Source organism: Micavibrio sp. TMED2, assembly GCA_002168225.1.
GTDB lineage: Bacteria > Pseudomonadota > Alphaproteobacteria > TMED2 > TMED2 > TMED2.
Window position 1 is genome coordinate 625,082 of record NHBH01000001.1, and the last position, 25,426, is coordinate 650,507.

General features: G+C 58.4%; 20 protein-coding genes. 3 read left to right on the forward strand and 17 right to left on the reverse strand.

The genetic code is table 11. The features are described from left to right. Positions 1-35: 35 nt before the first annotated feature. The 12 genes from CBB62_03010 to CBB62_03065 form a co-directional block, all read right to left on the reverse strand. Complete coding sequence (locus CBB62_03010; GenBank protein ID OUT41338.1) at positions 36-1,040, reverse strand: hypothetical protein; 1,005 nt, start codon at positions 1,038-1,040, stop codon at positions 36-38. 173 nt (positions 1,041-1,213) lie between these two features. After that, positions 1,214-2,464, reverse strand: a complete 1,251-nt coding sequence (locus CBB62_03015; GenBank protein OUT41339.1) for a dihydrolipoamide succinyltransferase — start codon at positions 2,462-2,464, stop codon at positions 1,214-1,216. A 127-nt stretch (positions 2,465-2,591) separates the two neighbouring features. Next, complete coding sequence (locus CBB62_03020; protein ID OUT41340.1) at positions 2,592-5,519, reverse strand: 2-oxoglutarate dehydrogenase E1 component; 2,928 nt, start codon at positions 5,517-5,519, stop codon at positions 2,592-2,594. 262 nt (positions 5,520-5,781) lie between these two features. Continuing rightward, the gene (locus CBB62_03025) at positions 5,782-6,654 is read right to left on the reverse strand and encodes a succinate--CoA ligase subunit alpha (protein ID OUT41341.1); all 873 of its coding nucleotides are present in this window, start codon (positions 6,652-6,654) and stop codon (positions 5,782-5,784) included. Between the two features lie 2 nt (positions 6,655-6,656). Next, positions 6,657-7,826, reverse strand: a complete 1,170-nt coding sequence (locus tag CBB62_03030; GenBank protein OUT41342.1) for a succinate--CoA ligase subunit beta — start codon at positions 7,824-7,826, stop codon at positions 6,657-6,659. Between the two features lie 96 nt (positions 7,827-7,922). Continuing rightward, on the reverse strand, positions 7,923-8,897 hold the full coding sequence (locus tag CBB62_03035) for a malate dehydrogenase (protein OUT42611.1): 975 nt from the start codon (positions 8,895-8,897) through the stop codon (positions 7,923-7,925). 290 nt (positions 8,898-9,187) lie between these two features. Beyond that, positions 9,188-10,459 carry a hypothetical protein gene (locus tag CBB62_03040; protein ID OUT41343.1) on the reverse strand — a complete coding sequence of 424 codons (1,272 nt, stop codon included), beginning with the start codon at positions 10,457-10,459 and terminating at the stop codon, positions 9,188-9,190. Positions 10,460-10,555: 96 nt separating this feature from the next. Beyond that, positions 10,556-11,365 (reverse strand): hypothetical protein, encoded by an 810-nt coding sequence (locus CBB62_03045; GenBank protein ID OUT41344.1) that lies wholly within the window; start codon positions 11,363-11,365, stop codon positions 10,556-10,558. Between the two features lie 413 nt (positions 11,366-11,778). Next, positions 11,779-12,966: a hypothetical protein gene (locus tag CBB62_03050; protein OUT42612.1), complete on the reverse strand. Its 1,188-nt coding sequence runs from the start codon at positions 12,964-12,966 to the stop codon at positions 11,779-11,781. Between the two features lie 225 nt (positions 12,967-13,191). Then, complete coding sequence (locus CBB62_03055) at positions 13,192-13,788, reverse strand: hypothetical protein (GenBank protein ID OUT41345.1); 597 nt, start codon at positions 13,786-13,788, stop codon at positions 13,192-13,194. 345 nt (positions 13,789-14,133) lie between these two features. Continuing rightward, positions 14,134-15,096 carry a hypothetical protein gene (locus CBB62_03060; protein ID OUT41346.1) on the reverse strand — a complete coding sequence of 321 codons (963 nt, stop codon included), beginning with the start codon at positions 15,094-15,096 and terminating at the stop codon, positions 14,134-14,136. Between the two features lie 86 nt (positions 15,097-15,182). Continuing rightward, positions 15,183-15,467: a hypothetical protein gene (locus CBB62_03065; protein OUT41347.1), complete on the reverse strand. Its 285-nt coding sequence runs from the start codon at positions 15,465-15,467 to the stop codon at positions 15,183-15,185. Between the two features lie 184 nt (positions 15,468-15,651). Between CBB62_03065 and CBB62_03070 the strand changes: the two genes are divergently transcribed. Beyond that, positions 15,652-16,206: a hypothetical protein gene (locus CBB62_03070; GenBank protein OUT41348.1), complete on the forward strand. Its 555-nt coding sequence runs from the start codon at positions 15,652-15,654 to the stop codon at positions 16,204-16,206. A gap of 10 nt (positions 16,207-16,216) precedes the next feature. Here the strand turns inward: CBB62_03070 and CBB62_03075 are convergent, their stop codons facing one another. Both CBB62_03075 and CBB62_03080 read right to left on the reverse strand, forming a co-directional pair. Continuing rightward, positions 16,217-18,148: a hypothetical protein gene (locus tag CBB62_03075; protein OUT41349.1), complete on the reverse strand. Its 1,932-nt coding sequence runs from the start codon at positions 18,146-18,148 to the stop codon at positions 16,217-16,219. A 99-nt stretch (positions 18,149-18,247) separates the two neighbouring features. Continuing rightward, positions 18,248-19,048, reverse strand: coding sequence for a hypothetical protein (locus CBB62_03080; GenBank protein ID OUT41350.1), 801 nt, complete (start codon positions 19,046-19,048; stop codon positions 18,248-18,250). Positions 19,049-19,250: 202 nt separating this feature from the next. On the opposite strand from CBB62_03080, the gene CBB62_03085 reads away from it, so the two are divergent. Continuing rightward, positions 19,251-19,820, forward strand: a complete 570-nt coding sequence (locus CBB62_03085; protein ID OUT41351.1) for an RNA polymerase subunit sigma — start codon at positions 19,251-19,253, stop codon at positions 19,818-19,820. After that, the gene (locus CBB62_03090; GenBank protein OUT41352.1) at positions 19,817-20,578 is read left to right on the forward strand and encodes a hypothetical protein; all 762 of its coding nucleotides are present in this window, start codon (positions 19,817-19,819) and stop codon (positions 20,576-20,578) included. Before CBB62_03085 ends, CBB62_03090 begins: the two co-directional genes overlap by 4 nt. A 23-nt stretch (positions 20,579-20,601) precedes the next feature. On the opposite strand, the gene CBB62_03095 is transcribed toward CBB62_03090, so the two are convergent. From CBB62_03095 to CBB62_03105, 3 genes are all read right to left on the reverse strand, one after another. Further along, the gene (locus CBB62_03095) at positions 20,602-21,705 is read right to left on the reverse strand and encodes a hypothetical protein (protein ID OUT41353.1); all 1,104 of its coding nucleotides are present in this window, start codon (positions 21,703-21,705) and stop codon (positions 20,602-20,604) included. Positions 21,706-22,382: 677 nt separating this feature from the next. Further along, positions 22,383-23,345 carry a ribonucleotide-diphosphate reductase subunit beta gene (locus tag CBB62_03100; GenBank protein ID OUT41354.1) on the reverse strand — a complete coding sequence of 321 codons (963 nt, stop codon included), beginning with the start codon at positions 23,343-23,345 and terminating at the stop codon, positions 22,383-22,385. Between the two features lie 73 nt (positions 23,346-23,418). Beyond that, complete coding sequence (locus CBB62_03105; protein OUT42613.1) at positions 23,419-25,359, reverse strand: ribonucleotide-diphosphate reductase subunit alpha; 1,941 nt, start codon at positions 25,357-25,359, stop codon at positions 23,419-23,421. Positions 25,360-25,426 lie beyond the last annotated feature (67 nt).

Genomic DNA, 25,426 nt, shown 5'->3' on the forward strand with positions numbered 1-25,426 from the left:
TGACGCGGTTTGTCGCGAAACCGTTCTGTTATCGGTTACAGCAGGAAGATCGAGGTGCCGACCTCACCGGTGAAATCACCACCGGAAATGATGATGAAATTCTGGCCGGTGCTGGGTTGCTCGATGATCGTGCTGCCATCGGGCTGGCGCAGCAGCTGGCCCTGCTCGAATTGCGAGGTACTGACGATTACCGTGGCATCGGCCCCGGCATCATAGGTGATTATGGTGCCGGTATTGATGGCATCATTGACCGTAATCACATCCTCGGCGCTGTTGAAGTCGACAATGGTGTCTGTGCCCTGACCTTGCGAGAAGCCGAACACAAACTGGTCGGCACCGGCACCGCCGGTGATGACGTCGCTGCCGCGGTTGCCGATCAGCACGTCATTGCCGGTCTCACCGAACATCTGGTCATCGCCCTGACCGCCGTAAATGGTGTCATCGCCCGCGCCGCCATAGACCGCATCGGGATTGAAGTTGCCATAGACAACGTCGTTGCCGTTCTCACCGAAGACAAAATCGTTCTGCTGGCCACCATAGACGGTGTCATTGCCCTCACCACCGGCAACGAAGTCGTCGTTCTTGTTGCCATAGAGGATGTCATCGCCGCCGAGACCGTTCAGCGTGTCATTGCCGTCGAACCCGAACAGATTGTCGCGCTGGCCATCGGCACCGGTGATATTGTCCGCACCTGAATTCAGGAACGAGAAGAAGCTGAGGCCGAGATCGGGCACGAAATCAAGGTTGGTCGCCGCAGCAAAGGTGGATAACGGCATGGCCATACCGCTGACAGAAAACAGTGCGCCACCACCGCCATCGAAACGGGCCAGATCGGTAACAGTACCGGTCAGGGATGCATCATTATCGCTCTCGAACCCGCCAAAGCCGGAACCGGTAATATGGAATGTGCCGCCATCAAAGGTCGGCAGGATCAGGCTGGTGCTGCTGAATGCGAGTGGCTCTGCATCAAAGTTGACGCCAAGTGCATCGGCGACATTCATGTCCAGACCATAGGGGGAGAAGGCTTGAATTGTAGGCATGGGGGGCTCCTGTTTGGGGCAAAGGAGAAGGAGAGGCAAGTTATCCGAATAACCTTGCGGCTTCCGGTATAAAGGTTTTGGCCGTCGATGCGAAGTAACAAAACAAATAAAACAGGCCCGGTGATTGTCTCGCCGGGCCTGTCATCATAATCGATTATGTGTATTCGCGCGCCTTACAGTTCGAGCAGAACCCGGCGTGGGTCTTCGATACAGTCCTTGATACGAACGAGGAAGGACACGGCCTCACGACCGTCAATGATCCGGTGATCATAGGACAGCGCCAGATACATCATCGGGCGGGCCTCAATCTTGCCATCAACAACCATCGGGCGTTGCTTGATCGCGTGCATGCCGAGGATCGCGGATTGTGGTGGGTTCAGGATTGGCGTTGACATCAGGGAGCCGAAGACACCGCCATTGGTGATGGAGAAAGTGCCGCCTGACATCTCGTCGAGGCCAAGCTTGCCGTCACGGGCGCGTTTGCCCATGTCGTTGATCGAGGCTTCGATATCAGCGAAGTTCTTCTCGTCACAATCGCGGACAACCGGCACGACCAGACCGTTCGGGGTCGAAACAGCGACACCGATGTCATAGTAATTCTTGTAGACAACGTCATCGCCCTCGATCTCGGCATTGACGGCCGGGAACTCTTTCAGGGCAACGACAGCGGCCTTGACGAAGAATGACATGAAGCCGAGGCGCACGCCGAACTTCTTCTCGAAGGCATCTTTATACTCGGACCGGGCATTCATCATGTTGGTCATGTCCACCTCATTGAAGGTGGTCAGCATGGCCGCAGTGTTCTGGGCATCCTTCAGGCGCTCAGCGATACGCTGGCGCAGACGGGTCATGCGCACACGTTCCTCGCGGTCAGCGCGTGGGCGTGGACCGGATGGCACAGGAGTCTTCGCTGCCGGGCGGGCCGAGGAAGCCTTGCCACCGTTTTCCATGAAGGACAGAACGTCGGCTTTTGTCAGGCGGCCATCCTTGCCGGATGCCGGGATTTTGGCGGCATCGAGGTTGTTTTCCTCAGCCAGCTTGCGCACGGCCGGGGCCAGCGGGTAGTCGAGGTTGGCTGCAGCGGGTTTCGCGGCTGGCTTTTCTTCCTTGGCAGGCGCCGGGGCCGCTTTGGCCTCTTCCTTCGCCGGTTCAGTCTTTTTCTCTTCCTTGGCGGGTGCCGGAGCATCGCCGGAGCCTTCGCCGAGTTTGCCGATCAGGGCGCCCACTTCGACCTCATCGCCTTCATTGGCGAGGATTTCCTCAAGCACACCGGCCTGCGGTGCATTGACCTCCACGGTCACCTTGTCGGTTTCAAGCTCTACCAGAGGCTCGTCGAGCGCAACGGCTTCACCGGGTTTCTTCAGCCATTGGGCGATGGTGGCTTCGGTGACTGATTCACCGAGTGTAGGGACAACGATATCCATGGAACGAGTGGCCTATTGTCTGTGATGGTAAGGGTAATGATAAATCGGTTGGATCGGCTGTATTCTGGGTCATCGGCACCCGGATGATGCGCAAGCGCATCGGTCCGGCTGCCGCTTTGTAGCGCGATTAGCGCTTGATGGTAAGTGCTTCGTTGACCAGATCTGCCTGTTCTTTGTTGTGGCGCTTCAGAAGACCGGTTGCCGGTGAGGCGGCCGCAACGCGACCGGCATAGCGGACACGGGTATTCTTGTGGCCGATTTCCTCAAGCACCGCCTCAAGACGACGGTCGACGAAGAACCATGCACCCATATTGGCCGGTTCTTCCTGACACCAGATGAATTTGGCATTCGGGAAGCGGCCAAGCTGTTCTTTCAGCGAGTTGATCGGCCATGGATAGAGCTGTTCCATGCGCAGGATCTGGATGTCATCAATGCCGCGCTTGTCGCGTTCTTCGGCGAGGTCATAGAAGACCTTGCCGGAACACAGGACAACCTGCTTGATCTTGTCGTCAGCCTTCAGTCCCTCGTGATCTTCATAGAGGACGCGGTGGAAGGTTTCGTCGCCGGTGAACATGGACAGTGGTGAGACACAGGCCTTGTGACGCAGCAGCGATTTTGGCGTCATGACGATCAGCGGCTTGCGGAATACCCGGTGCACCTGACGACGCAGGGCATGGAAGTAGTTGGCCGGGGTCGTACAGTTGACCACCTGGATATTATCCTCGGCACAGGCCTGCAGGAACCGCTCGAGACGGGCGGAGGAGTGCTCCGGACCGTTGCCCTCATAGCCATGTGGCAAGAGCATGGTCAGGCCAGACATCCGCAGCCATTTGGATTCAGACGAGGTAATGAACTGGTCGATCATTACCTGTGCGCCATTGACGAAGTCGCCGAACTGGCCTTCCCACATAATCAGGGCATTCGGCTCGGCCATGGAGTAGCCGTATTCAAAACCAAGCACGGCAAATTCCGACAGCGGACTGTCGATAACCTCATAGGTCGCCTGATCCTTGCTGATGTTTTTCAGTGGCGTGTAGCGTTTTTCGGTCTTCTGATCATAGAGCACGGAATGGCGCTGGGAGAAGGTGCCCCGACCGCAATCCTGACCGGACAGGCGGACAATCACGCCCTCATCCACGAGGCTGCCGAATGCCAGTGCCTCGGCGGTAGCCCAGTCAATGGCCTTGCCCTCATCCAGCATTTTGGCTTTCGCCTTCATCTGCCGGACGATCTTGGAATGGGCGTTGAAGCCGTCGGGAATGGTGCTGAGCACCTTACCGATCTGTTTCAGCTTCTTCTCATCGACCGCTGTTGTTCCCTTGCGCTCATCAGAGGTGGCGGTGGTATAGCCCGACCACTTGCCTTCCAGCCAATCGGCCTTGTTCGGCTTGTAATTGGTGGCGGCGTCAAAATCCTTCTGCAACTGATCCATGAAGTCGTCGCGGACTTTCTCGGTCTCTTCCTTGGTCATCAGGCCTTCGTCAACCAGCTGTTTGGCCATGATTTCCCGGGTGGTCGGGTGATCCTTGATCTTCTGGTACATCAGCGGCTGGGTGAAGCTCGGCTCATCGCCCTCATTATGGCCATGGCGGCGATAGCAGACCATGTCGATGATCACGTCTTTGCCGAATTCCTGACGGAACTCGATCGCCATGCGCGCGACATGGGTCACCGCTTCCGGATCATCACCATTCACGTGGAAGATCGGGCATTGCAGCATCAGCGCGACATCGGTGGGGTGCGGGCCGGTGCGTGAGTAGTTCGGGTTGGTGGTGAAGCCGATCTGGTTGTTGATGACGAAATGCAGGCAACCGCCGGTGCGGTAGCCCTTCAGATCAGAAATCGCCATGGTTTCTGTTGCGGTACCCTGACCGGCAAAGGCGGCATCGCCATGGACGAGGAAGCCCATGACCTGTTTCCGCTCGGTATCACCGCGCTGGATCTGTTTGGCCCGGACCTTGCCGAGAACCACAGGGTTGACGGCTTCAAGGTGTGACGGGTTGGCGGTCAGCGACAGGTGAATGTTGTTGCCGTCGAAATCGCGGTCGGAGGAGGTACCGAGGTGGTACTTCACATCGCCGGAGCCCTGAACGTCATCCGGATGGGCAGCGTTGCCCTGAAACTCGGAGAAGACGGCGGTAAACGGCTTGCCCATCATGTTGGTCAGCATGTTGAGGCGGCCGCGGTGGGCCATGCCGACAACGATTTCCTTCAGGCCGAGCTGGCCGCCGCGTTTCATGATCTGCTCAACCGCCGGGATCATGGATTCCCCGCCTTCGAGGCCGAAACGCTTGGTACCGGTGTACTTGATCTGCAGGAACTGCTCGAATGCCTCGGCAGCGGTCAGGCGCTCATAGATCGCCTTCTTGCCCATGGTGGTGAATTCGGTGCGGTTCTGGGCGCCTTCAATGCGCTCCTGGAGCCAGGCTTTTTCAGCCGGATCCTGAATATGGATGAACTCGACGCCGATCTTGCCGCAATAGGTGTGCTGCAGGATATCGTTGATCTCGCGCATCGTGGCGTATTCGAGGCCAAGAACGTTGTCGAGGAAGATCGGGCGATCCATATCTGCTTCGGTGAAGCCGTAGGTGGCTGGCTCCAGCTCAGGGTGCTTGCCCTTCGGTGCCAGACCGAGCGGATCGAGATCGGCGGCGAGGTGACCGCGTACCCGATAGGCACGGATCAGCATGATGGCGCGCAGGCTGTCGAGCACTGCCTGACGGCTGTCGGCGCTGTCGCTGGTGGCGATGGCCTTGGCGGCCTTGGCTACGGTGGCTGCTTCGGCGGCAAAGTCGGGGAGGACGTCATATTCGTCCTTCTGCTGGCTGGTGATGCGGTCATCACGCCAGCTGGCACCCTGCAATTCCTCAAGGATGGCGCGGCTGTCTTCGTTCAGCTCACCGAAAAAGGCGGCCCAGCTGTCATCGACTGATTGCGGGTTCTCAAGGTATTTTGCGTAGATATTCGCAATGAAATCGGCATTAGCGCCGGACAGGAAGCTCAGTTGATCCGCGCCGTAAGGCAGCCGCCCCGCATGTGTCACTTGTTTTGCCATAGCGCCTTGCTGCTAAACGCCTTGTCAGGCCCGTTTCGGCGGTATGGTCCCTCGTTGGTGGTTAATGTGCCTGTTTCCGGACAGCTGATGCCGTCCGATCCCCTGTAACCGGCGCAATCCGCACCGATCGTCAATATAGTGTGCCTTCTACACCGTCCTTGCAAGTCAAGAACAGCATGATTTTTGTGAAAGCAGCCCGGCACTTAACGCATGTGACCGGGCTGCTCCAGATTCGATCTTGATCGAGTATAACGGTTGCGGGTTAACCCATTGCTTCAACCATGGTGGTGCCGAGCGATGCCGGTGATTTCGACACCAGGAACCCGGCGCTTTCCATCGCGGCCATCTTGGCTTCCGCGGTACCCTTGCCACCGGTGATGATCGCACCGGCATGGCCCATGCGCTTGCCCGGCGGGGCGGTGGTGCCGGCAATGAAGCCAACGATCGGCTTGCGGTTCGGCTGGGCTGCATAGAATTCGCAGGCCTCTTCCTCTGCGGTACCGCCGATTTCACCGATCATGATGATGCCTTCGGTCTGGTCGTCTTCGAGGAACAGCTTCAGCGCATCGGTGAAGTTGGTGCCGTTGACCGGGTCACCGCCGATACCGATACAGGTCGACTGGCCGAGACCGGCAGCGGTGGTCTGGGCCACGGCTTCATAGGTCAGGGTGCCGGAACGGGAGACGATACCGATCTTGCCGGGCTTGTGGATGTGGCCGGGCATGATGCCGATTTTGCACTCGCCGGGGGTGATGACACCCGGGCAGTTCGGTCCGATCAGGCGGGTCTTGGAACCATCAAGGGCGCGCTTGACCGCGATCATGTCCATGACCGGGATACCCTCGGTGATACAGATCGCCAGCTCGACCTCGGCGTCGATGGCCTCAAGGATCGCATCGGCGGCGAATGGCGGTGGCACATAGATCACGGAAGCATTACAGCCGGTTTCGGCCTTGGCTTCGGCAACCGTGTTGAACACCGGCAGGTCGAGGTGCTTGGTACCGCCCTTGCCGGGGGTAACGCCGCCGACCATCTTGGTGCCATAGGCAATCGCCTGTTCAGAGTGGAAGGTGCCTTGTGCACCGGTGAAGCCCTGACAGATGACTTTGGTTTCTGAATTGACAAGTACGGCCATGATTATGCGGCCTCCTTCACGGCCTTAACAACTTTTTCAGCAGCATCGGCGAGGTTGTCGGCCGCCAGGATCGGCAGGCCGCTTTCCGCCAGGATTTTCTTACCAAGCTCGACATTGGTGCCTTCCAGACGCACCACCAGCGGCACGTGCAGGGAGACTTCCTTGGCCGCTGCCACAACGCCTTCCGCGATCACGTCGCAGCGCATGATGCCACCAAAGATATTGACCAGAATGCCTTCAACGTTCGGATCGGAGAGGATCAACTTGAACGCGGTGGTAACGCGCTCACGGGTCGCGCCGCCGCCAACATCGAGGAAGTTGGCAGGCTCGCCGCCATAGAGCTTGATGATATCCATGGTCGCCATGGCCAGACCTGCACCGTTGACCATACAGCCGATGGCGCCGTCGAGTTTGACGTAGTTCAGCTCATGCTTGGTGGCTTCGAGCTCGATCGGGTCTTCCTCGGTCTCGTCACGCAGCTCGGCCACATCGGCGTGGCGGAACAGGGCGTTGTCGTCGAAGTTGATCTTGGCATCGAGAGCGATTACATCGCCGTCGCCGGTGACAACCAGCGGGTTGATCTCGACAATCGCGCAATCCAGTTCGGTGAAGGCCTTGTACATGGCCATCATGAAGCGAACCGCCTTGTTGACCTGCTTGCCCTCGAGGCCGAGTGCAAAGGCCAGCTTGCGAGCGTGGAACGGCTGGAGGCCGGTAGCAGGGTCAATCGCCACCTTCTTGATGGCATCGGGATTCTTCTCGGCGACTTCCTCGATCTCCATACCGCCCTCGGTTGAGGCCATGACGGTAACGCGGGAGGTTGCACGGTCTACGAGCATGCCGAGATAGAGTTCGCGAGCGATATCGGAACCGGCCTCAACATAGACGCGGCTGACTTCCTTGCCCTCTGGACCGGTCTGGTGGGTTACCAGCTGCATGCCGATCATCTTTTCCGCTTCGGTACGGACGTCATCGAGTGACTTGACCACTTTGACGCCGCCGCCCTTGCCGCGGCCACCGGCGTGGATCTGTGCCTTGACCACATAAACCGGACCACCGAGGTTTTCGGCTACTTTGACCGCTTCGTCGGCGGTATAGGCCACGCCGCCTTCCGGCACGGCAACGCCGTATTGCCGCAACAGCGATTTGGCTTGGTACTCATGAATATTCATGGCTGTTCCATTTGCTTTTCGGATTGGAATTGGAAAGTTGGATTGGACTGAAACCAAGAACGCCGACCTTTTGACGGGTCGGCGTATCCGGGTTGCTTACTTTTTCGCGCGAATATCGGCGACGGCCTGCTTGAGGCCCTCAACCGCCGCGACAGACTTGTCGAACATGGCCTGTTCTTCGGCATTCAGCTCGATTTCGACGATACGCTCGATGCCTTCGCCGCCGATGACGACCGGGACACCGATATACAGACCGTTGACGCCATACTCACCGTTGAGCAGGGCGGCACAGGGCAGAACGCGCTTCTTGTCGAGCAGGTAGCTCTCGGCCATGGAGATGGCGGAAGAGGCAGGCGCATAGAAGGCGGAACCGGTTTTCAGCAGGCCGACGATCTCGGCACCACCATCACGGGTGCGCTGGACGATCTGGTCCAGTTTTTCCTGTGTGGTCCAGCCCATCTTGACCAGATCAGGCAGCGGGATACCGGCAACGGTGGAATAGCGGGTTAGCGGGACCATGGTGTCGCCGTGGCCGCCGAGAACGAAGGCGGTGACGTCTTCAACGGAAACGTTGAATTCTTCGGCGAGGAACCAGCGGAAGCGGGCGCTGTCAAGAACACCGGCCATGCCGCAGATTTTCTTCGGATCGCCGCCAACGGCTTCCTGCATGACGGCAACCATGGCGTCGAGCGGGTTGGTGATGACGATGACGAAGGCGTCAGGGCAGTTTTCCTTAATGCCGGCACCGACCTGTTCGATGATGCCGGTATTGATACCGATCAGGTCATCGCGGCTCATGCCTGGTTTGCGTGGCACACCGGCGGTGACGATAACCACATCGGCCCCGGCGAGGGCGGTGTAGTCATTGGCACCGGTCATCAGGCTGTCAAAGCCTTCGACCGGGGATGCCTCGGCAATGTCCAGCGCCTTGCCTTGTGGAACACCTTCCGCGATATCGACGAGGGTGACGTCGCCGAGATTTTTGAGACCGGCGAGAAGGGCGAGGGTGCCGCCGATTTGGCCAGCACCGACAAGCGCGATTTTGTTACGCGCGGCTTTTGCACGGGACATGTGGATCATCAGACCTTTCGTTGCGTGTGGGGGGATCTTGCCACTGACTGCTTAACAAATGTTTGGCAGGCAGTCGGCACCCCACGGGAATGGTCGGTCTGGCTGGTGGGCAGGCATGCCACGGCGCACATCATTGCCGGGGCCGTCTGTACGCATTTGCTATGCGTGCCATCACGACCGGAATTTGACGGTCATGTTCGTAACCCGAACCGGTGCCCGGGGGCAAGGGTTGAGCATTGCATAAACCGCGTTTCTGGCCTGTTTTTATGGGGTGAATGCCTGTGGGCCGGTCAGGCAGCGGGCAGCGGGTCGTCTATACCGAAGAACTCAAGGTACCAGACCATCTCGGTATCCTGCAGCGGGAACCGGTAATTGTGATTGGCGCGGATCTGCTTGTTTTTCGGCAGATGGGCCACCTTTTCCATGATTTCCTCGGCCAGATTTGGCCGGAAACCGGCGCGCCAGACCAGTGCCGTGATCGCCTTGGCGCTCTCGCTTTTCAGGATACGTTTGACGATCAGCGGATGCACCCGCCCGCGGAACGCAAGCGAGCCGATCAACAGGGTCGGATCATTGGCATCAAGATACTTGATCAGGAACTCATCATCGAGCTGGCCGGAGCGGTCGAGGCGCGCAGCCTCGGCCACCGCATCTTCATAGGTGGCGATCCTCCGTACTCTTGCCAGTTCCCGGCTGGCAGTACGGGCCAGACGTCGGGCCTCGGACGGGTTTACCTTGTGCGCTGCCTTCAGCATCTCGAGAATACGCTCGCCGGAGAAATAGGCGAGGCGCAGCGCCTCTTCGCGTGGCAGATGCGGGTGCAACGCCAGCGGTTCCTGCAGCGACGGGTGCTCCTCGGCCATCTCGACCATGATGCCGAAGCTCTTCTGATCGATCACCGCGCCTTCGTTGTCGAGGATAATACCGGTGGCATCCGCATCCCGGTGCTCGACGATATCGTGGGTCAGTTGCGGGCCAAGCTGTTTGCGCTGGGCGATCGCCTTCAGCATCCATGGCGGCGGGTAATGCTCCAGCATCTTGTGCAGGAGGTCTTCGTCCAACTGCGGTGCGCCGGTCAGGATCGGCTCAGCGACGGCGCGGTCCAGATCCTGCGCCAGAATATTGGCGATTTCTGTGATCGGCTGGCCCTTTTCCAGCATGCTGGAGGTGACCTGACGGCGGACCGAGGCCAGCTCATCCTCAGCCAGTTTTTTCAGGCTGCCGATGATCTTCCTGTCGCCCATGGTTGGGCGGCTGTTGGCCTTGCCGCTCAACCGCGCGGTCAGGCCGGGCACGGTGGCGCCCCTAATCTTGGCTTCCTTGTCGTTGGCAAGGGAGATCAGGGTATCGGCGCTTGTCGAGGTATTGCGGGCAACGGCAAGCCGGACATCCGGGGCTTTGTGCCGGGCAATCAGGTTGAGTACCGGCCCGGGCACGTCGGAACGACCGACCATGGCAACAATGGTCTCGTGACGTCCCAGTTTCAGGATCGCCTCCATAAGGTCGGGCTGCAGGTTGATCGGCAGCTCGTCCGGGCGCATCTGACGCGGATCGGTTGTCATGCTAATAGTTTAGCGTATTCGCTCGTTCATCCAACAAAAACAATTCGCCATGAATTTGTATCACAGCTTATTGAATTATCGCAGGAACCGGGCCGATCAAGAGGCGGTGGCGTAGTTCGCGTATTTATCGCGCAACAGCACCTCATGCCACGGCACTGGACCACTTGGGCCGGATGGCGGCTGGATACCCTTGCTGCTCGGCAAAATCGCCGACAGTTTCTGGGATTGGCCGGGACGGCGCGGCACATGCAGGGTCGGCGGGATCAGTCCGCGTTCCTTGAGGGTGAACTCGATCTCGCGCTTGATGAAGGCGCTGTCGGTGGCGTCACCCAGGGCATTGATCTTGGTCACCAGCTCGAGACGTAGCTGCATCGGCAGCAGGTGCAGACGGTCGATGACCAGCAGCTTGACCCGGGCGCGAACCTTGTTGGACAGCAGGATTTTTACCAGCATGTCGCGGAAGGTATCGGTGCGCAGGTCGCAACTGAAGGCGAGGTTGAACACCTCGTCGACAAATTCCTCATCCACCACCCGGCTCTCGCTCAACAGGCGTACGCGCTCGACAAGGTCGGTCAGCGCGATCTGGCGGACATTGCTGATATGGTCAATCGCCTTGTGCCGCAGGGTGGTGACGATGCGCGGGTTGAACTCCTCACGCATGGCGGTATCGCAGGTTTCCTGAACGATCTCGTGCTTGCTCACCTCGCCGACGATACCGACGATGGCACCGACGATCATTTCCTCGCGGGCATTGGGCATCATGCGGACAGAAGCGGCGAGCGACATGCCCTCAAACGGGTCTTTCGCGGCCATAACGGCGAGAACCAGCGGCGTATCAATCGCGCCGAGTTCGCGTGACGGGTCCATCACGTCGTCGGTGCGCACAGGGTCGGCCCCCGGCTCCATCGTGATGACAGGAGTTTTGCTGGCGTATAAACGCCGAAGACCGCGCGCCAATTCCACGGCTTGATCGTTAAAGACGAATGACATGGTGCCCAATATGATTCACTTCCCACACTTGTTGTACACGATTCTTCGTGTAAGTGATAGGATTTATGCGATTTAACGCTGAATTGTTGCGGCGCTTTCTGCCCCTCGTTTTCGCTATTGAGTCAATAGGCCGCCAGAGATGATTGTGGCTTGCAATCATCACTTTTCAATATGGCTAGGTGAATTTTGCCGCCGTCACCAAAGAATCACACTTTTGCCCAAAACCAATGGTTTTCCGGCGAAAATTGCCGGTCCATGAATGGCAACGACTCCGAAAATTTCCGATTCTGACGGTAAAAATCAAAAACCGACGGTCGATTTGCCGGTGCTCAAAGCTCTTCGGCGACCTGATCCAGATAGTCGCGGCTCTGCATTTCCATCAGCCGTGAAACCGAGCGCTCAAACTCGAAGCTGTGGTCGCCGGTGTTGTAGAGCTGATCCACGGGTACGGCCGATGACAGCAGCAGGCGGCGTTTGGCCTCGTAGAGTGCATCAATCAGCAGGATCAGGCGTTTCGCCTCATTGCGGCTTTGCGGGGCTAGCGCCGGGACATGGTCGAGGATCACGGTGTGATAGGTTCTCGCGATGGCCAGATAATCAGCGCTGCCGAGCGGCTGACCGCACAGCTCGTCAAAGCTGAATCGGGCAACGCCCTTTGCCTGACGGGTCACCGGTAGCTGGCGGCCCTTGACGGTCAGAACCGTCGGGGTTGGTGCCGTGCCGCGGGTCAGGTCGTCAAAGGCCTGATCGAGCGTTGCGGTCGCGGCGGCATCATCCGGGGTCAGATAGGTCTGCATCCCGGCCAGTCGCGCCTGCCGGTAATCGGTCCCATGATCGAGGGGAATGACATCCAGCCTCTGCTTGATCATGGTGATGAATGGCAGGAACAGCTCGCGCTGCAGGCCCTTCTCATAGAGCCGGTCCGGTGGCCAGTTCGATGTGGCGACCACCACCACGCCGCGGGCGAACAGGGCCTCGAACAGTCGGCCGAGGATCATGGCGTCGGTAATGTCAGTGACGTGAAACTCGTCAAAGCACAGCAACCAGGTGCTGTCGGCGATCCAATCGGCCACATGGGTGATGACATTGGTGTCATCATCCTGGCGTGCGGTCTTGCGGTGCCGGTGCATCTCGTCATGCACTTCGAGCATGAAGGCGTGGAAATGCACGCGCCGCCGCTTCTGAACCGTTGATGTCTGGTGGAACAAATCCATCAGCATGCTCTTGCCGCGCCCGACCCCGCCATGGATGTAGAGACCTCTGGGCGGTTCCGGTTGGCTGTTACCATTAAGCTTGCTGCTGATCTTGCCAAGCCAGCCATTGACGGGTTGGGCAGGTGCATACCCTTCCAGCGCATCATGCAGCTGCTCGAGATCGCGAACCACCCGTGCCTGATCCGCATTCTCCCGAATGGCACCCATCCCGATCAGGGCCTGATAGGCGCCCAGCGGGGTCTTCTGACCACTTTGGGTAATCAACTCGGCCAGTGACAGGGGCGCTTGTGTGGGCGATGCCATTTCAGATTGGTTGTTCATAACCTTGGGCATGGGCTGTGTCGGGCTGCGGGCAGTGTGCAGATTGCGCATGACGGGTTTTGCCGGTAATTGCAAGTGCTCTTACAATAGCTGTATGGCTACCGACCCTGCCGGTTGAAGCCCTGAAGATACAATGCAGGAAACCGCCTTCTGCAGATGCAAAAGGCGGTTCAAGCCATCCGGGTGCCGCGGATAGTCGTTCGTCAATCAGACGTTGAATGTCAGGCTCGATCCTGATCCGGTCAGGCTGCCGATCAGGGAGTTCAGGGCGCGGAAGTCGCCGTCACGATAGGACAGCAGGGCTTCCTGCGTCTGACGCAGGCTGTTGATGATGTCATCAACTTCCGATGGCTGACGGGCCAGAACCGGGTTGGACTGTTCCTCAAGCGATGCGCTCCGGGTATACAGGCCGGTAACGAGGCCGGTCTGGGCCTCATTGCCACCGAGGCTGATGCGGCTGCCGCTCAGGCCGAAGAGCTGGACGCTGCTGGCGGACACGGTGTTTTCGGTCCGGGAAACAGCGCTTACCTCAAGGGCAAACTGGCGGGTTGAGCCGAACACTTTGCCGTTACCATCGGCAAACTGGGTTTCGACAGAGGCAAACCGGAACTGGATTGCCGAGAAATCGCCATTGGCCACGCCATCGATAAGGGATGCCAGCGAGCTTGATACCTTGTTGGTAATCTCGCGCTGCTGATCCTCGACCTTGTAGAAAATGCGATAAAACGCTGACAGCTGATCGTCGAGACGCTGCTTGATCTGGGCAACGCTGCCGGCAGGGACGCCGAATTCGACATTGATCACCGGGGTGGCTGCGCCATCCGCGGAGCGTTTTGCAACTGGTTGAAAGAGTGATGACTGTACGCTTGGCTGTACAGTTTTGACAGCACGGCTGCCTGCGACGCCGCTTTCGACATCTGTGCGTGGCTGGATTGTGCTGACACTACTGAGGTTATTATTCCCCAGTGAAGTTCCGACTTGAGACATGGCACCTTACCTCGATGTTCTCACCGTTTAAGGGATATGGCCTTTGGCAGCGCGGTTCTGCGCTGTTTTGACCATAGATATACATATCACATTTTTGGAAAATTCCACAATTCCTATTGCATCTGCCGAAAAAGGCTGAAACAGCCGTGCAATATCAGCCGTTTACAGGGTTACTTTGGGGTTCAGGCGCTTGCGGGGCGCCCGATCGCCACTGAGATAAATGCCACACAGGATCAATGCGCCACTGATCAGGGCGATCAGTGAGACCGCCTCATCCAGCAATGCCCAGGCGAGCATGGTGGCCCAGATCGGCTGGATCAGCACCGAGGCGGCGGCGAGACGACCGGGCAGATAGGCGACGGCATAGGTCATCAGCCCGTGGCCGATTACCTGACTGGTGACCGCAAGGCCGATCACCACCTCCCATTCAAACTGGGTTTCCGGCAAAATGCGTGCGCCACGCAGGCTGACACTCACCAGCATGACCAGCGTACAGGCAATGGCGCTGAGGGCGATGACCGGCATGGCCTGAAACCGCCGCCGCAATCTCGACAAGCCGATGAAATAGCCGCTGAGGGCAATCGCGGCGAAGACACAGAGTATATCGCCATGCAGGGAGTTGTCCGGGCTGGCGGTTGAGGCATAGGTCAGCCCGGCCATGCCGCTGATTGCCAGCAGCATGCCGAACCAGAAGCGCCTGCCGATCACCTCCCGGAATACCAGCCACAGGATAAGCGCAGCAATCAGCGGGGTTAGGCTCAGCAACAGGGTGGCATTGGCGACGCTGGTATATTCCAGCCCGAGGAACCAGAGCATCTGGGATACGGCAAAACTGGCGCCGGTGAACAGCACCAGCAGCCAGTCTTTCGCTGCCGTGGGATATTTGGCTGAGAGTTTGTCCGGCTTGGGCGGCAGGGCCAGCATGACGAGGGTCAGGAACGGTGTGGCAATGGCAAAGCGCCAGAAGGTGGTGATTACCGGGTCCATCGGGCTGATCCGGGCAAACAGCGCCGCCGATCCCGCGGCACAAGAGCCGATCAGCAGCAGACAGAAGGCGATGCCCGGCTGTTGCAGCAAGGGAACCGATAGCTGATTGTCGGACCGGGTTTGATGGGCGTCATGCATTCCTGCTGTTTAGCACGGCGGGGCCGGATTTCGGACAAAAAAAGAGGCCGGACTGGCCGACCTCTTTTTCGCTAAGTCATTGCTGATCAGTTATTATCCGGTTTCATCGGATCATCGACAGCGGATTCATAGCTGCCCTGATGGGTGTCACCATCATACTCGGGCATATGGGTTGTCTTGGAACCGAATGGCAGTTCGGAAACTTGATCAACTTTTTCGCGATCAAGGCTGCTTTGGGCTGCACCGGTTTGCGGGTTCACATCCTTCACGGTTGCTTCAGTACCCATATTCACATCGGTTCCACCACCAAAGGAAGCAGAGCCATCATTGGTGACATCACCGGCAAATGCTGGCGCAGAAAAGGCAATCATCGCGGCAACAGCAGTTGAGGTAGTAAGTAGGCGTTTCATTGTGTGTCTCCTGTCATTTGTAACACTCGCTGAAAAAACGAACTGTCGGTGCAAACGTTCCAATTTTTTCCGGATTTTTGCCGAATGGCCCGGAATTCTGCTAGGCTGACCGGCACTGGCAACGGTGAGGGCGGAATTACCGGGCATGACGCTGATCTGGAGTGTTGACCCATTGCGTGACGACCACCTGTTCAATCATCAGGTGGGGCCGTATCTGGCGGATTATTTCCGCGACCGCCCGCTGGTGTTCCAGCGCCTTTATGAACGCATGTGGCAGGAGAACTCGGTCTGGGTGCCGAGCCTCAGCCTTAGCGCCATGCTTGCCGGTCCGGCCTGGTTTGCCTTCCGGCGGCATTATCTCGCCATGGCGCTCAGTATGTTCCTGATCAATTCCATGTTGATGATCGGCTATTTCAGCGATCACGACGGCTTGCTTGCCCTTGCCATGTTCTCGGCCACGGCCACATGGGCCTTCTGTGGTCTGTTCGGCCGGTCCATGGTCATGGCCGCCGCCGCGCGGTTTATTTCCCGGACTATCGAGCGTTATACCGAACCCCTGCTCCAGCGCCGGGCGGTCTGGCGTGCCGGTGGGGTTGATTACGTCACCGGCACGGGCATGCTGGCCGGGCAGCTGACAATGATGTTCCCGCTGTTCTGGGAAGTGGTGCGCGGCCCGATCCTGCTCTGGCCGATTGCGTGAACGTGAGCGATCAATCCGGGGTTTCCGCTACCTGATTGTGCCGCTCGCCAAGGATTTGCTGACAGCTGACTTTGGTATCTTCGCCGATATGCTCCATTTCCAGCGGGGATTCCCCGCCAATGCCGATATTCGGATCATTGATTGGCCCGGTCAGGTTGATCGGGGCAGATATATCGAGCAGGGAGAAATCGCTGGCCCGTCCCTCGACCTGAATATCAAGGGTCTGTTGCGCGAGGTCGACCGAACCCTTGCCGACCACAAGGCTGTCATCGGTGCTCAGCATCATCTTCTCAATATCGATGCTGCCATGATCTGCTGTGAAGTTGAGCCCGGCGCAGGGCATGGGCAAGGGGACGTCACCCATCAGCAGGACGCCGAGCGATTCAACAACATCAAGGCCAACAGCCTCAACAATCAGGGCGCTGATCTTGCCATCACGGATAATCAGTTGTCCGCCGCCTTCTGCCGTCGCCGCGATTTGGTTGGGGGTATTGCCTGTACCGATCAGATAGAGCGCACCTGACAGGGTGCCGCCCATCTCCTGTGCGAAATCGGTATCGGTGAAGAAATCGCGCATTGAAATATCGGACAATGCGACATCAATATCGGCGCTTGGCGTTGCTTCACGGGCGTTTACCGCGATCTCTCCGGAAATAACGCCCTTGGCGATACCGATCATGAAGGGGCGCACCAGCAACCGGCCATCAGCAAGTTTTGCCGTGATCGACAGCTCCTCGACCCGTGATGTGGGGGCGATAATCTCGCGGGCATTGTAGCTCAGATCAAGCTCGGCATCGCGCAGCCGGTCGGTTGGAATGGCCGCATTGGAAAACAGGTTGGGGGAGGTGTTGTCGTCGACCGTTTCTGCTGTCTCACCAGTTTCAGCCGTTGTTGCAAAGCTGTCGGGATCATTACCGATCAGCCCGGCCAGATCCTTGAAATCAACCCGGTTTGAATAGAGATCGCCTGTCAGCTTCGGGATATCACGCGTCAGTTCAAGCGTAGCGGTGCCGGACAGGTCACTGCGACCGACCGTGCCGCTGAAATCCTGCAGCGTGTATCTGTCTTCCGCCGTCAGCAACTGGCCCTTGAGCGAGAAATTGGCCGTGGTTGGCAGGGGCACGTCAATAATGCGACCGATATCGGCAAGGCTCTCGCCGTTCAATTCCAGCAATATGTCGAGATTGCCGGATTTGGTCGCTGTGCCGTCGACGGCAAAATTCACCAGTCCGTCGCCATAGAGGGTGAAGTTATAGGGGCGGTCCTCATTGATCAGTGTCTCGAACTGCTCGCCATTGAATTGCAGTCTGGCATCGTGTTCGCGCCAGTCGAGATCGGCGGAAAGCCTGACGTTTTTGCCCTTCTCCAGCGTGCCCTCAATGCCCGTGATCGCCACTGTCTCACTGGCGGCGGTTTCAAGGTTGCGATAGGTGACATCGATACCGGTAATGGCGAGGTTCTCGATTGCCGGCATTTCCTGACGCTCTTCCGGCGCCGCCAACTCGCCCGCCGTTTCCGCGGATTGCCAGTTCACCCGGTCATCCGCGCCATAGGCAATATCGATGGTGCCGTTTTCCAGTTCCAGCCTGGGGATGCGCAGTTGCGGATCGAGCAGGCTGGACAGGTCGAGGGTTACGGCAAAGCGCTCGATCTCGGCCATGGGTTTGTCACCGGCCCAATCGGGATTGGCGATGACCAGATGGCTGGCTGTTATATCGGTGATCCAGCCCTTGTTGATCGTCAGCCGGTCAATCGTGACCTTGCGCCCGAGGGCGGCGCTGGCAAATCCCTGTGCCAGCGGTCGCACCTGCTCACCGGTCGCAAAGTAAACAAAAGCCGCCAGCCCGGTGACAATCACCAGTATGGCAGCCGTTACACCGGCGAGAATTTTCAGGATCACATGCATACGGATAACAACGCAGTGCGATGCCAATGGTTGCATTGCTCACGGATGTTGCCGTTCAAAACAGCAAGAAGCCGGTAGCCCCAAGCGGGTGGGCTACCGGCTCCTGATCACTGACAGGGAATGTTATCTGTCAGGTTAATCCAATGTCAGTACGGTGAGGTCGCGGACCTCGCCTTCCGCGCCATTGATCGCACCCTTGGCGGTTGCCTTGCCGGTATTCATATCGACGGTATAGAGAATGTTATCGGTCACCAGCCAGCCGGTATTGGTCATGTCGGCGGTGGTCTGCACGTCAAAGGCATAGTATTCGCCCGGATTGTTGATGCCGAGCTTGCCGATCGCGCCCAGCGTGCCGTCATTCGGTGAGGTCTGCTGGATCAGGGCGACAATGGTCTTGTCGATGTCATACATCGCGGTCTTGTCCGGCTTGCCATAGGAGTTGATATAGGCGGCGGCAACGATGTCGGGTGCTTCGCCCGCATGCATGTCCTTGCTCTCGAAGGCGAGGCTGCCATCGACCGTGACCTTGCCGCTGTCCACATCGACGCGGTGGTTGGTGGTGCCGGTCATGAACCGCAGCTTGTCAGCAGCCGGGTTGAAATCGACGATCACCGGACCGCCATCCACGGGCAGCATGGTATCCATTTTGGATTTCATCATCGCCTTGCCGGTGGCGGGATTGATCTCGACGATATGGTGGTCATCTGTCACCCCGATCAGGGTCCGGTTGGATGGGCGCAGATCAATGCCGAGCAGGCTGTCGACGCCATCCACATCCATGGATTTGGACACGCTCGGATTGTCGGTATCGAACATCACCAGTGTCTTGTCGCCAACCAGTGCGAGGGCAGGCGCGGCCTCGGCGACTTGGCCGGCGACGGGGGCAGAGACGGCCAGCAGGCCAGCGGCGATGAGGGCTGAGGTAAGGTTTTTCATTGTTATTGCTCCAGATCAGTTGGGGGCATTTACGGACGGGGTGCTGTCACAGCGGTTTTCCGTCCTCTCAGTCTGTCGACACGCGAAACGCCGGTTTGGATGCAGTGAGCCAAAAAATTATTTTTAGCTGCATCCAAATCCCGGCTTTTTGTGTAGACCCACTATGGCCAGACAAGATTTTCCATATGGGTTAGCCGCTCAGATGAACACTTCGACGCATGCTGACGACAGTTCAGCCGCCGATACACTTGCCGATGCGCTTGCATCCTGTGCCGCGGGCGACCGTGCCGGGCTGAAAGTCATCTTTGATGCCGAGGCGGGGCGGCTGGTCGGTATGGCGCAACGCATCCTGCGTCGCCGGGACCTGGCGGAAGAGGTTGTGCAGGAAGCCTTTGTCATCATCTGGGAGAAGGCCGGTCAATATGCCGGTGATCGCGGCTCACCACGCGGCTGGATTTACACCATCGTCAGAAACCGGGCGCTGAACGTCATCCGTGACGGCGCGCGCGAGGATCTGGTCGATGCTAGTGATCTGGAGCAGATCCATGACCTGTCCGGCGCGGCTGATGAGGCATGGCGCGATCTGGCCTCGGAAAGCCAGTTGAAACAGTGCCTTGAGGCGCTGGATGAGCCGAAACGGCAGAGCATCCTGCTCGCCTATATCAACGGCTTCACCCATGGCGAGGTCGCGGGCCAGCTGAAAGTACCGCTCGGCACCGCCAAGTCATGGATCAAGCGTGGCCTGTCAATGTTGCGGGAGTGCCTCTCATGAGTGATGTGATTACAGATATTGACGGCTATCCCGGCGGTCGTGATGCGCTCGCCGATCAGTATGTGCTCGGCATCCTTGACGAGGCCACATCTGAACTTGTTGCGACAGCGGTCGAGGTCGACCCCGACTGGCGCCATGCCGTGGTTGCCAGTCAGGAACGGTTCCTGCCGCTGGCGCTGACCGCAGAGCCGCTCGACCTCGGGCCCGAGTTCTGGGCCGGGATCGAGGCGCGTCTCAATGGCGAACAGCCGACACGGGTGCGGAAGATAACTACTGCGCCAATCTCAGCCCCGTCCTCGGTTCCAACTTCAGCCAATGATAATGCTCAGACAGCTATCTGGCGTCGCCGGGCGATTGCCGCTTCGGTCGCCTGTCTGCTGGCGGTTGGCGGGCTGTTCTGGTCGGTGAGCCGGACACCGGAGCCGACGGTTATCGCCATCCTGCTCAATGACAGCAATGAGCCGCAGGTGATGATCGAGGATTTCGGCGGCGAGACGGCACGGGTGACGCTGCTTACCGATTACGACGTACCGGCTGACCGGAGTATTCAGGTATGGACCCTGCCCAACCGGGAAATGGGGCCGACCTCGCTCGGTCTCCTGACGCCGGGTGAGACGGTGACGCTCGATTTCGCCAAGCTGCCGATGCCGCTCGAGCAGCAGCTCTATGAAATCACGCTGGAGCAGCAGGGCGGATCACCGACCGGTCGCCCGACTGGCCCGATCCTCGCCAAGGGTTTCGCCAAACGGCCTCGCTAATCTGTCCCCCGCTGCCGGATTGCTTAACTGCAGCCGCGGGCGTCGATGGGCCATTGGGCGATTTCGGTGCCGTTTTCGGTCACGCTGATGCGGTCGGTGAGGTTGACCACCGGGCAGGAATGGTTGGGATAGATGACAAGGCGCGTGCCGAGCGGCAGGGGCTTGCCGTCATGGGCGATCCAGCCATGTTCCTCCGACAGCTTGGTGATGGTGCGGCCCGGATGCTCGCCCGGTATCTCATCGAGGGTGAAGGCGCGGCCATGGCCGGTGATCGAGTTATTGCCATGGGGGCCGAGATCCGAGGTCAGGGTCTTCGATCCGGCATCAATGATCAGATAGGTATCATTGGCGCTGACCACCGTGGCGGCGATGGTGAGGGCGAGTTGGTCCCAGCCGACCACACCGATACCGAGCTGGGTCAGGTCGTTGAACACGTAATTGCCCGGCTTGATCTCGGTAATGCCGGTGAAATCGCGCTGGGCCCAGATGCTCGGGGTTGAGCCGACACAGATTTCCCGCGCCGCGATACCGTTCTCCGCCAGCCTTTGTTTCGCCGCGAGCATGGTCAGGCGCTCTTCCTCGGCGATCCGCGCTGCCGCATCCCGGTCGGTGGCGGCATAGGCATGTCCGGCATGGGCGGTCAGGCCGAGGAAATCCAGATTGGGCGAGGCCGCCGCCTGTCCGGCGAGATTGACCAGCGCCGGGCCGTCCGGTGCCACGCCACAGCGATGCAGGCCCACATCAACCTCGAGATAGACCGGCACCACCGCACCGAACCCGGCAGCGATACCGTCCAGCACCTGCAGCCCGAGGGCGCTGTCGATGACGAAAATCAGCTCCGCCCCATGCTCACGGGCGAGGCTCAGCACCTGCCGGATCGCCTCCGCCTCGATCATGGGATAGCACAGCTTGACCGAGCGGATACCGGCGCGGATGAACACCGCAGCCTCGGCCGGTTTGGCCACGGTCAGCCCGACCGCTCCCACCGCTACCTGCCGCCGGGCAATCTCAACGCATTTATGGGTCTTGGCATGCGGCCGCAACCGCACCCCCGCCCCATCCGCAATCCGTTGCATCGCGGCGATATTGGCGCTCAGTGTCAGAATATTTGTTTTTATCATCTGCATCCATGTCGCAATTACGGTATAACGGTAATCGTAAGTTATATGATTTGCATATATTTGTATGTCTGGGTTTTTTCTTATGGATAATTTTTCTGCGGTTGAAAAAATTATTGATCTTCAATCAAGTGAACATACCAGATGGCGGCTTCATGATACGTTTTCAAAGATAAAAGCAAGCGGTGTATCATATATTGCCAGTTTTGAGGCTTGGCCATTTATATTAATTTTTATTTGGTTGTTCTACAGAAGGATTTATTGGGCTGGGTTTGTATTTTTAATTTCTGGCTATTTTATAACTGTTTTCACAACTTTTAATATGTCTGTTGATACACGTCTTCTGAACTCTGATTTGCCCAAAGATTCAGACTTATATGCACTATTATCCACATATCATATGATGGTGCCTACATTAAACAGCCTTATAATTATTTTGTTCAATGTATTGTGTTTCTGGGTTGCTTGCTATGCTAACAGTTTTGTCATTGCTAGATTTTCACGTTTGGCAAAAAAATACTCTTTTGGTGAAAGTAATGAAATATCACCAAAATTATTAAAAAAAGCTAAGGGTAGTATCGGTATGGCGATATTGTCTTTAGTGCTGATGTTCTTATTTGTGTTTTTGGGTGCTATGACTGCTTTTATATTGTCTTATATGTTGATTTAGAGGCTTTGGTTTTTGTTCACTCGAACGCTTCGTCCCAGGTGCCTTTGGTGGCGGCTTTGGAGTATTCGGTGGCGCGGTTTTCGAAGAAGTTGGTGTGCTCAATGCCGTTGAGGATCACGTCCATCCATGGCAGGGGGTTTTTGGCCACGCGATAGATCGGCTGCAGGCCGAGCTGGAGCAGGCGGCGGTCGCCGATCCAGCGGATATACTGCTTCACCTCTTCCGCCGTCAGGCCCTGTACCGGGCCGAGTTCAAAGGCGAGGTCGATGAAGGCATCCTCATGGGTGATGACCGTCTCGCATTCCTTGTAGATCGTTTTCTGCAGCTCATCGGTCCAGACATCCGGGTTCTCGGCGATGAAGGTGCGGAACAGGCGGATCACGGAATGGGTATGCAGGGTCTCGTCCCGCGCCGACCATGTCACGATCTGGCCCATGCCCTTCATCTTGTTGTGACGCGGGAAGTTGAGCAGCATGGCAAAGGAGGCGAACAGGGCGAGGCCCTCGGTAAACGCGCCGAACATGGCGAGCGTGCGGGCAATATCGCGCTTCGACTTGCAGTTGAAGTCCTGCAGATGCTCCCATTTATCCTTCATCGCCTGATACTCAAGGAAGGCGGAATACTCGACTTCCGGCATGCCGATGGTGTCGAGCAGGTGGGAATAGGCGGCGATATGCACGGTCTCGATATTGGAGAAGGCGGCGAGCATCATCTGCACTTCCGTCGGCTCGAACACCTGTGAGTAGTGCTTCATATAGACATTGTTCACTTCCACATCGGCCTGGGTGAAGAAGCGGAAAATCTGGGTCAGCAGGTTGCGCTCGGCCTCGGACAGGTCGTGCTTCCAGTTCTTCACATCATCGGCGAGCGGCACTTCCTCGGGCAACCAGTGGATGCGCTGCTGGGTCAGCCAGGCGTCATAGGCCCATGGGTAGGAGAAGGGCTTGAACACCGGGTTGGGGGTCAGAAGCTTGGACATGGGACGGCTCGTTGATGGGTTGTCTGCGTTTGTCGGTATGGCTGCGGTATTCGGTGCCTGCCTGCCCTGCCTTTTACTGGCAGGCGAGGCATTCCTCGTAATCGGTCGGGCCGTTCTCGTCGCTCTCGCTGCGTGACTGGTTCTGGCGTGCGGTCATGTTGGCGGCAAGTTCGGTGAGGCCGCCTGCCTCCTCGCTCGCCACCATCGGCGTGCTGCCGGCTTCCGCCGCGATCGCCTCGGCCAGAATGTTGTTGGCATCGGCAGCGGCATTGGCCGAGGTGTGGCTCTCGGCCCGCTGGATTGATTTCGAACGGCAGTAGTAAAGGGACTTTACGCCCTTCTTCCATGCCTGGAAATGCAGCTGGTGCAGGTCGCGTTTATGCACATCGGCGGGTAGGAACACGTTGAGCGAGGTCGCCTGACAGATATACGGCGTCCGGTCGGCGGCGAGGTCGATCAGCCAGCGCTGGTCAATCTCGAACGCGGTGCGGAAGACCGCCTTCTCGTCGTCGGTGAGGTCGTCGAGATGCTGGACCGAGCCTTCATGGGTGAAGATCGAGGACCAGACCTCATCGGTGTTCAGGCCCTTCTGCTCCAACAGTCTGGCGAGGTGGCGGTTGCGCACCTCGAACGACCCGGACAGGGTCTTGTGAGTGAAGGCATTGGCGGCAATCGGCTCGATGCCGGGCGAGGTGCCGCCACAGATGATCGAGATCGAGGCGGTGGGCGCGATGGCCATCTTGTTGGAGAACCGCTCCATGATGCCGTAATCGGCGGCATCGGGGCAGGCACCGCGCTCTTCCGCCAGCTGTTTTGAGGCGGCGTCGACGCCAGCCTTGATATGGCGGAACATGCGCAGGTTCCACGACTTGGCCATGACGCTGTCGAACGGCACCATATTGGCCTGCAGGAAGGAGTGGAAGCCCATGACGCCGAGGCCGACCGAGCGCTCACGCATCGCGGCATATTTCGCCCGCGCCATGCTGTCAGGGGCCTTGTTGATGAAGTCCTCAAGCACGTTGTCGAGGAAGCGCATGACATCAGTGATAAAGTCGGGATGGTTCTGCCATTCGAGGAAGGTCTCGACATTGAGCGAGGACAGGCAGCAAACCGCGGTCCGCTCATTGCCGAGGTGGTCCTTGCCGGTCGGCAGGGTGATTTCCGAGCACAGGTTGGAGGTCTTGACCTGCAGGCCAGCGAGCTTGTGATGCTCCGGGATCTGGCGGTTTACGGTGTCGGAATAGATGATATAGGGCTCGCCGGTCTCGATCCGTGCGGTCAGGATGCGTATCCACAGATCGCGGGCGCGGACCTTGCCGATCACGGTGCCGCCATGGGGGCTTTTCAGCTTCCATTCGCCGCCGCTCTCGACCGCGCGCATGAAATCGTCGGAAATCAGTACGCCATGGTGCAGGTTGAGCGCCTTGCGGTTCGGATCGCCACCGGTCGGGCGGCGCATCTCGATGAATTCCTCGATCTCCGGGTGGTCGATCGGCAGGTAGCAGGCAGCGGAGCCGCGACGGAGCGAGCCCTGGCTGATCGCCAGTGTCAGGCTGTCCATGACCCGGATGAACGGGATAACGCCCGAGGTCTTGCCATTGCCGCGCACGGTCTCGCCGATCGAGCGCAGATTGCCCCAGTATGAGCCGATGCCGCCGCCACGGGACGCGAGCCAGACATTCTCGTTCCACAGGCCGACGATGCCTTCGAGGCTGTCCTGACTCTCGTTCAGGAAGCAGGAGATCGGCAGGCCGCGATCGGTGCCGCCATTGGACAGGACCGGGGTTGCGGGCATGAACCACAGGTTCGAGATGTAGTCATAGAGCCGGTCGGCATGGGCCTTGTCGTCGGCGTAATAGGACGCAACGCGGGCAAACAGGTCCTGAAAGCTCTCGCCCGGCATCAGATAGCGGTCGGTCAGGGTGGCCTTGCCGAACGCGGTCAGCTTGTCATCACGCGCGGTATCGGTGGTGACCTGCGGACGTTCGCCCATCTGGATAGCGTCGTTCAGCATCTCGTTTTGCCCTTTGTGTGTCTCGGTGGAGCCGTGGATATCGGCCATCAACACCTGTCATATACTA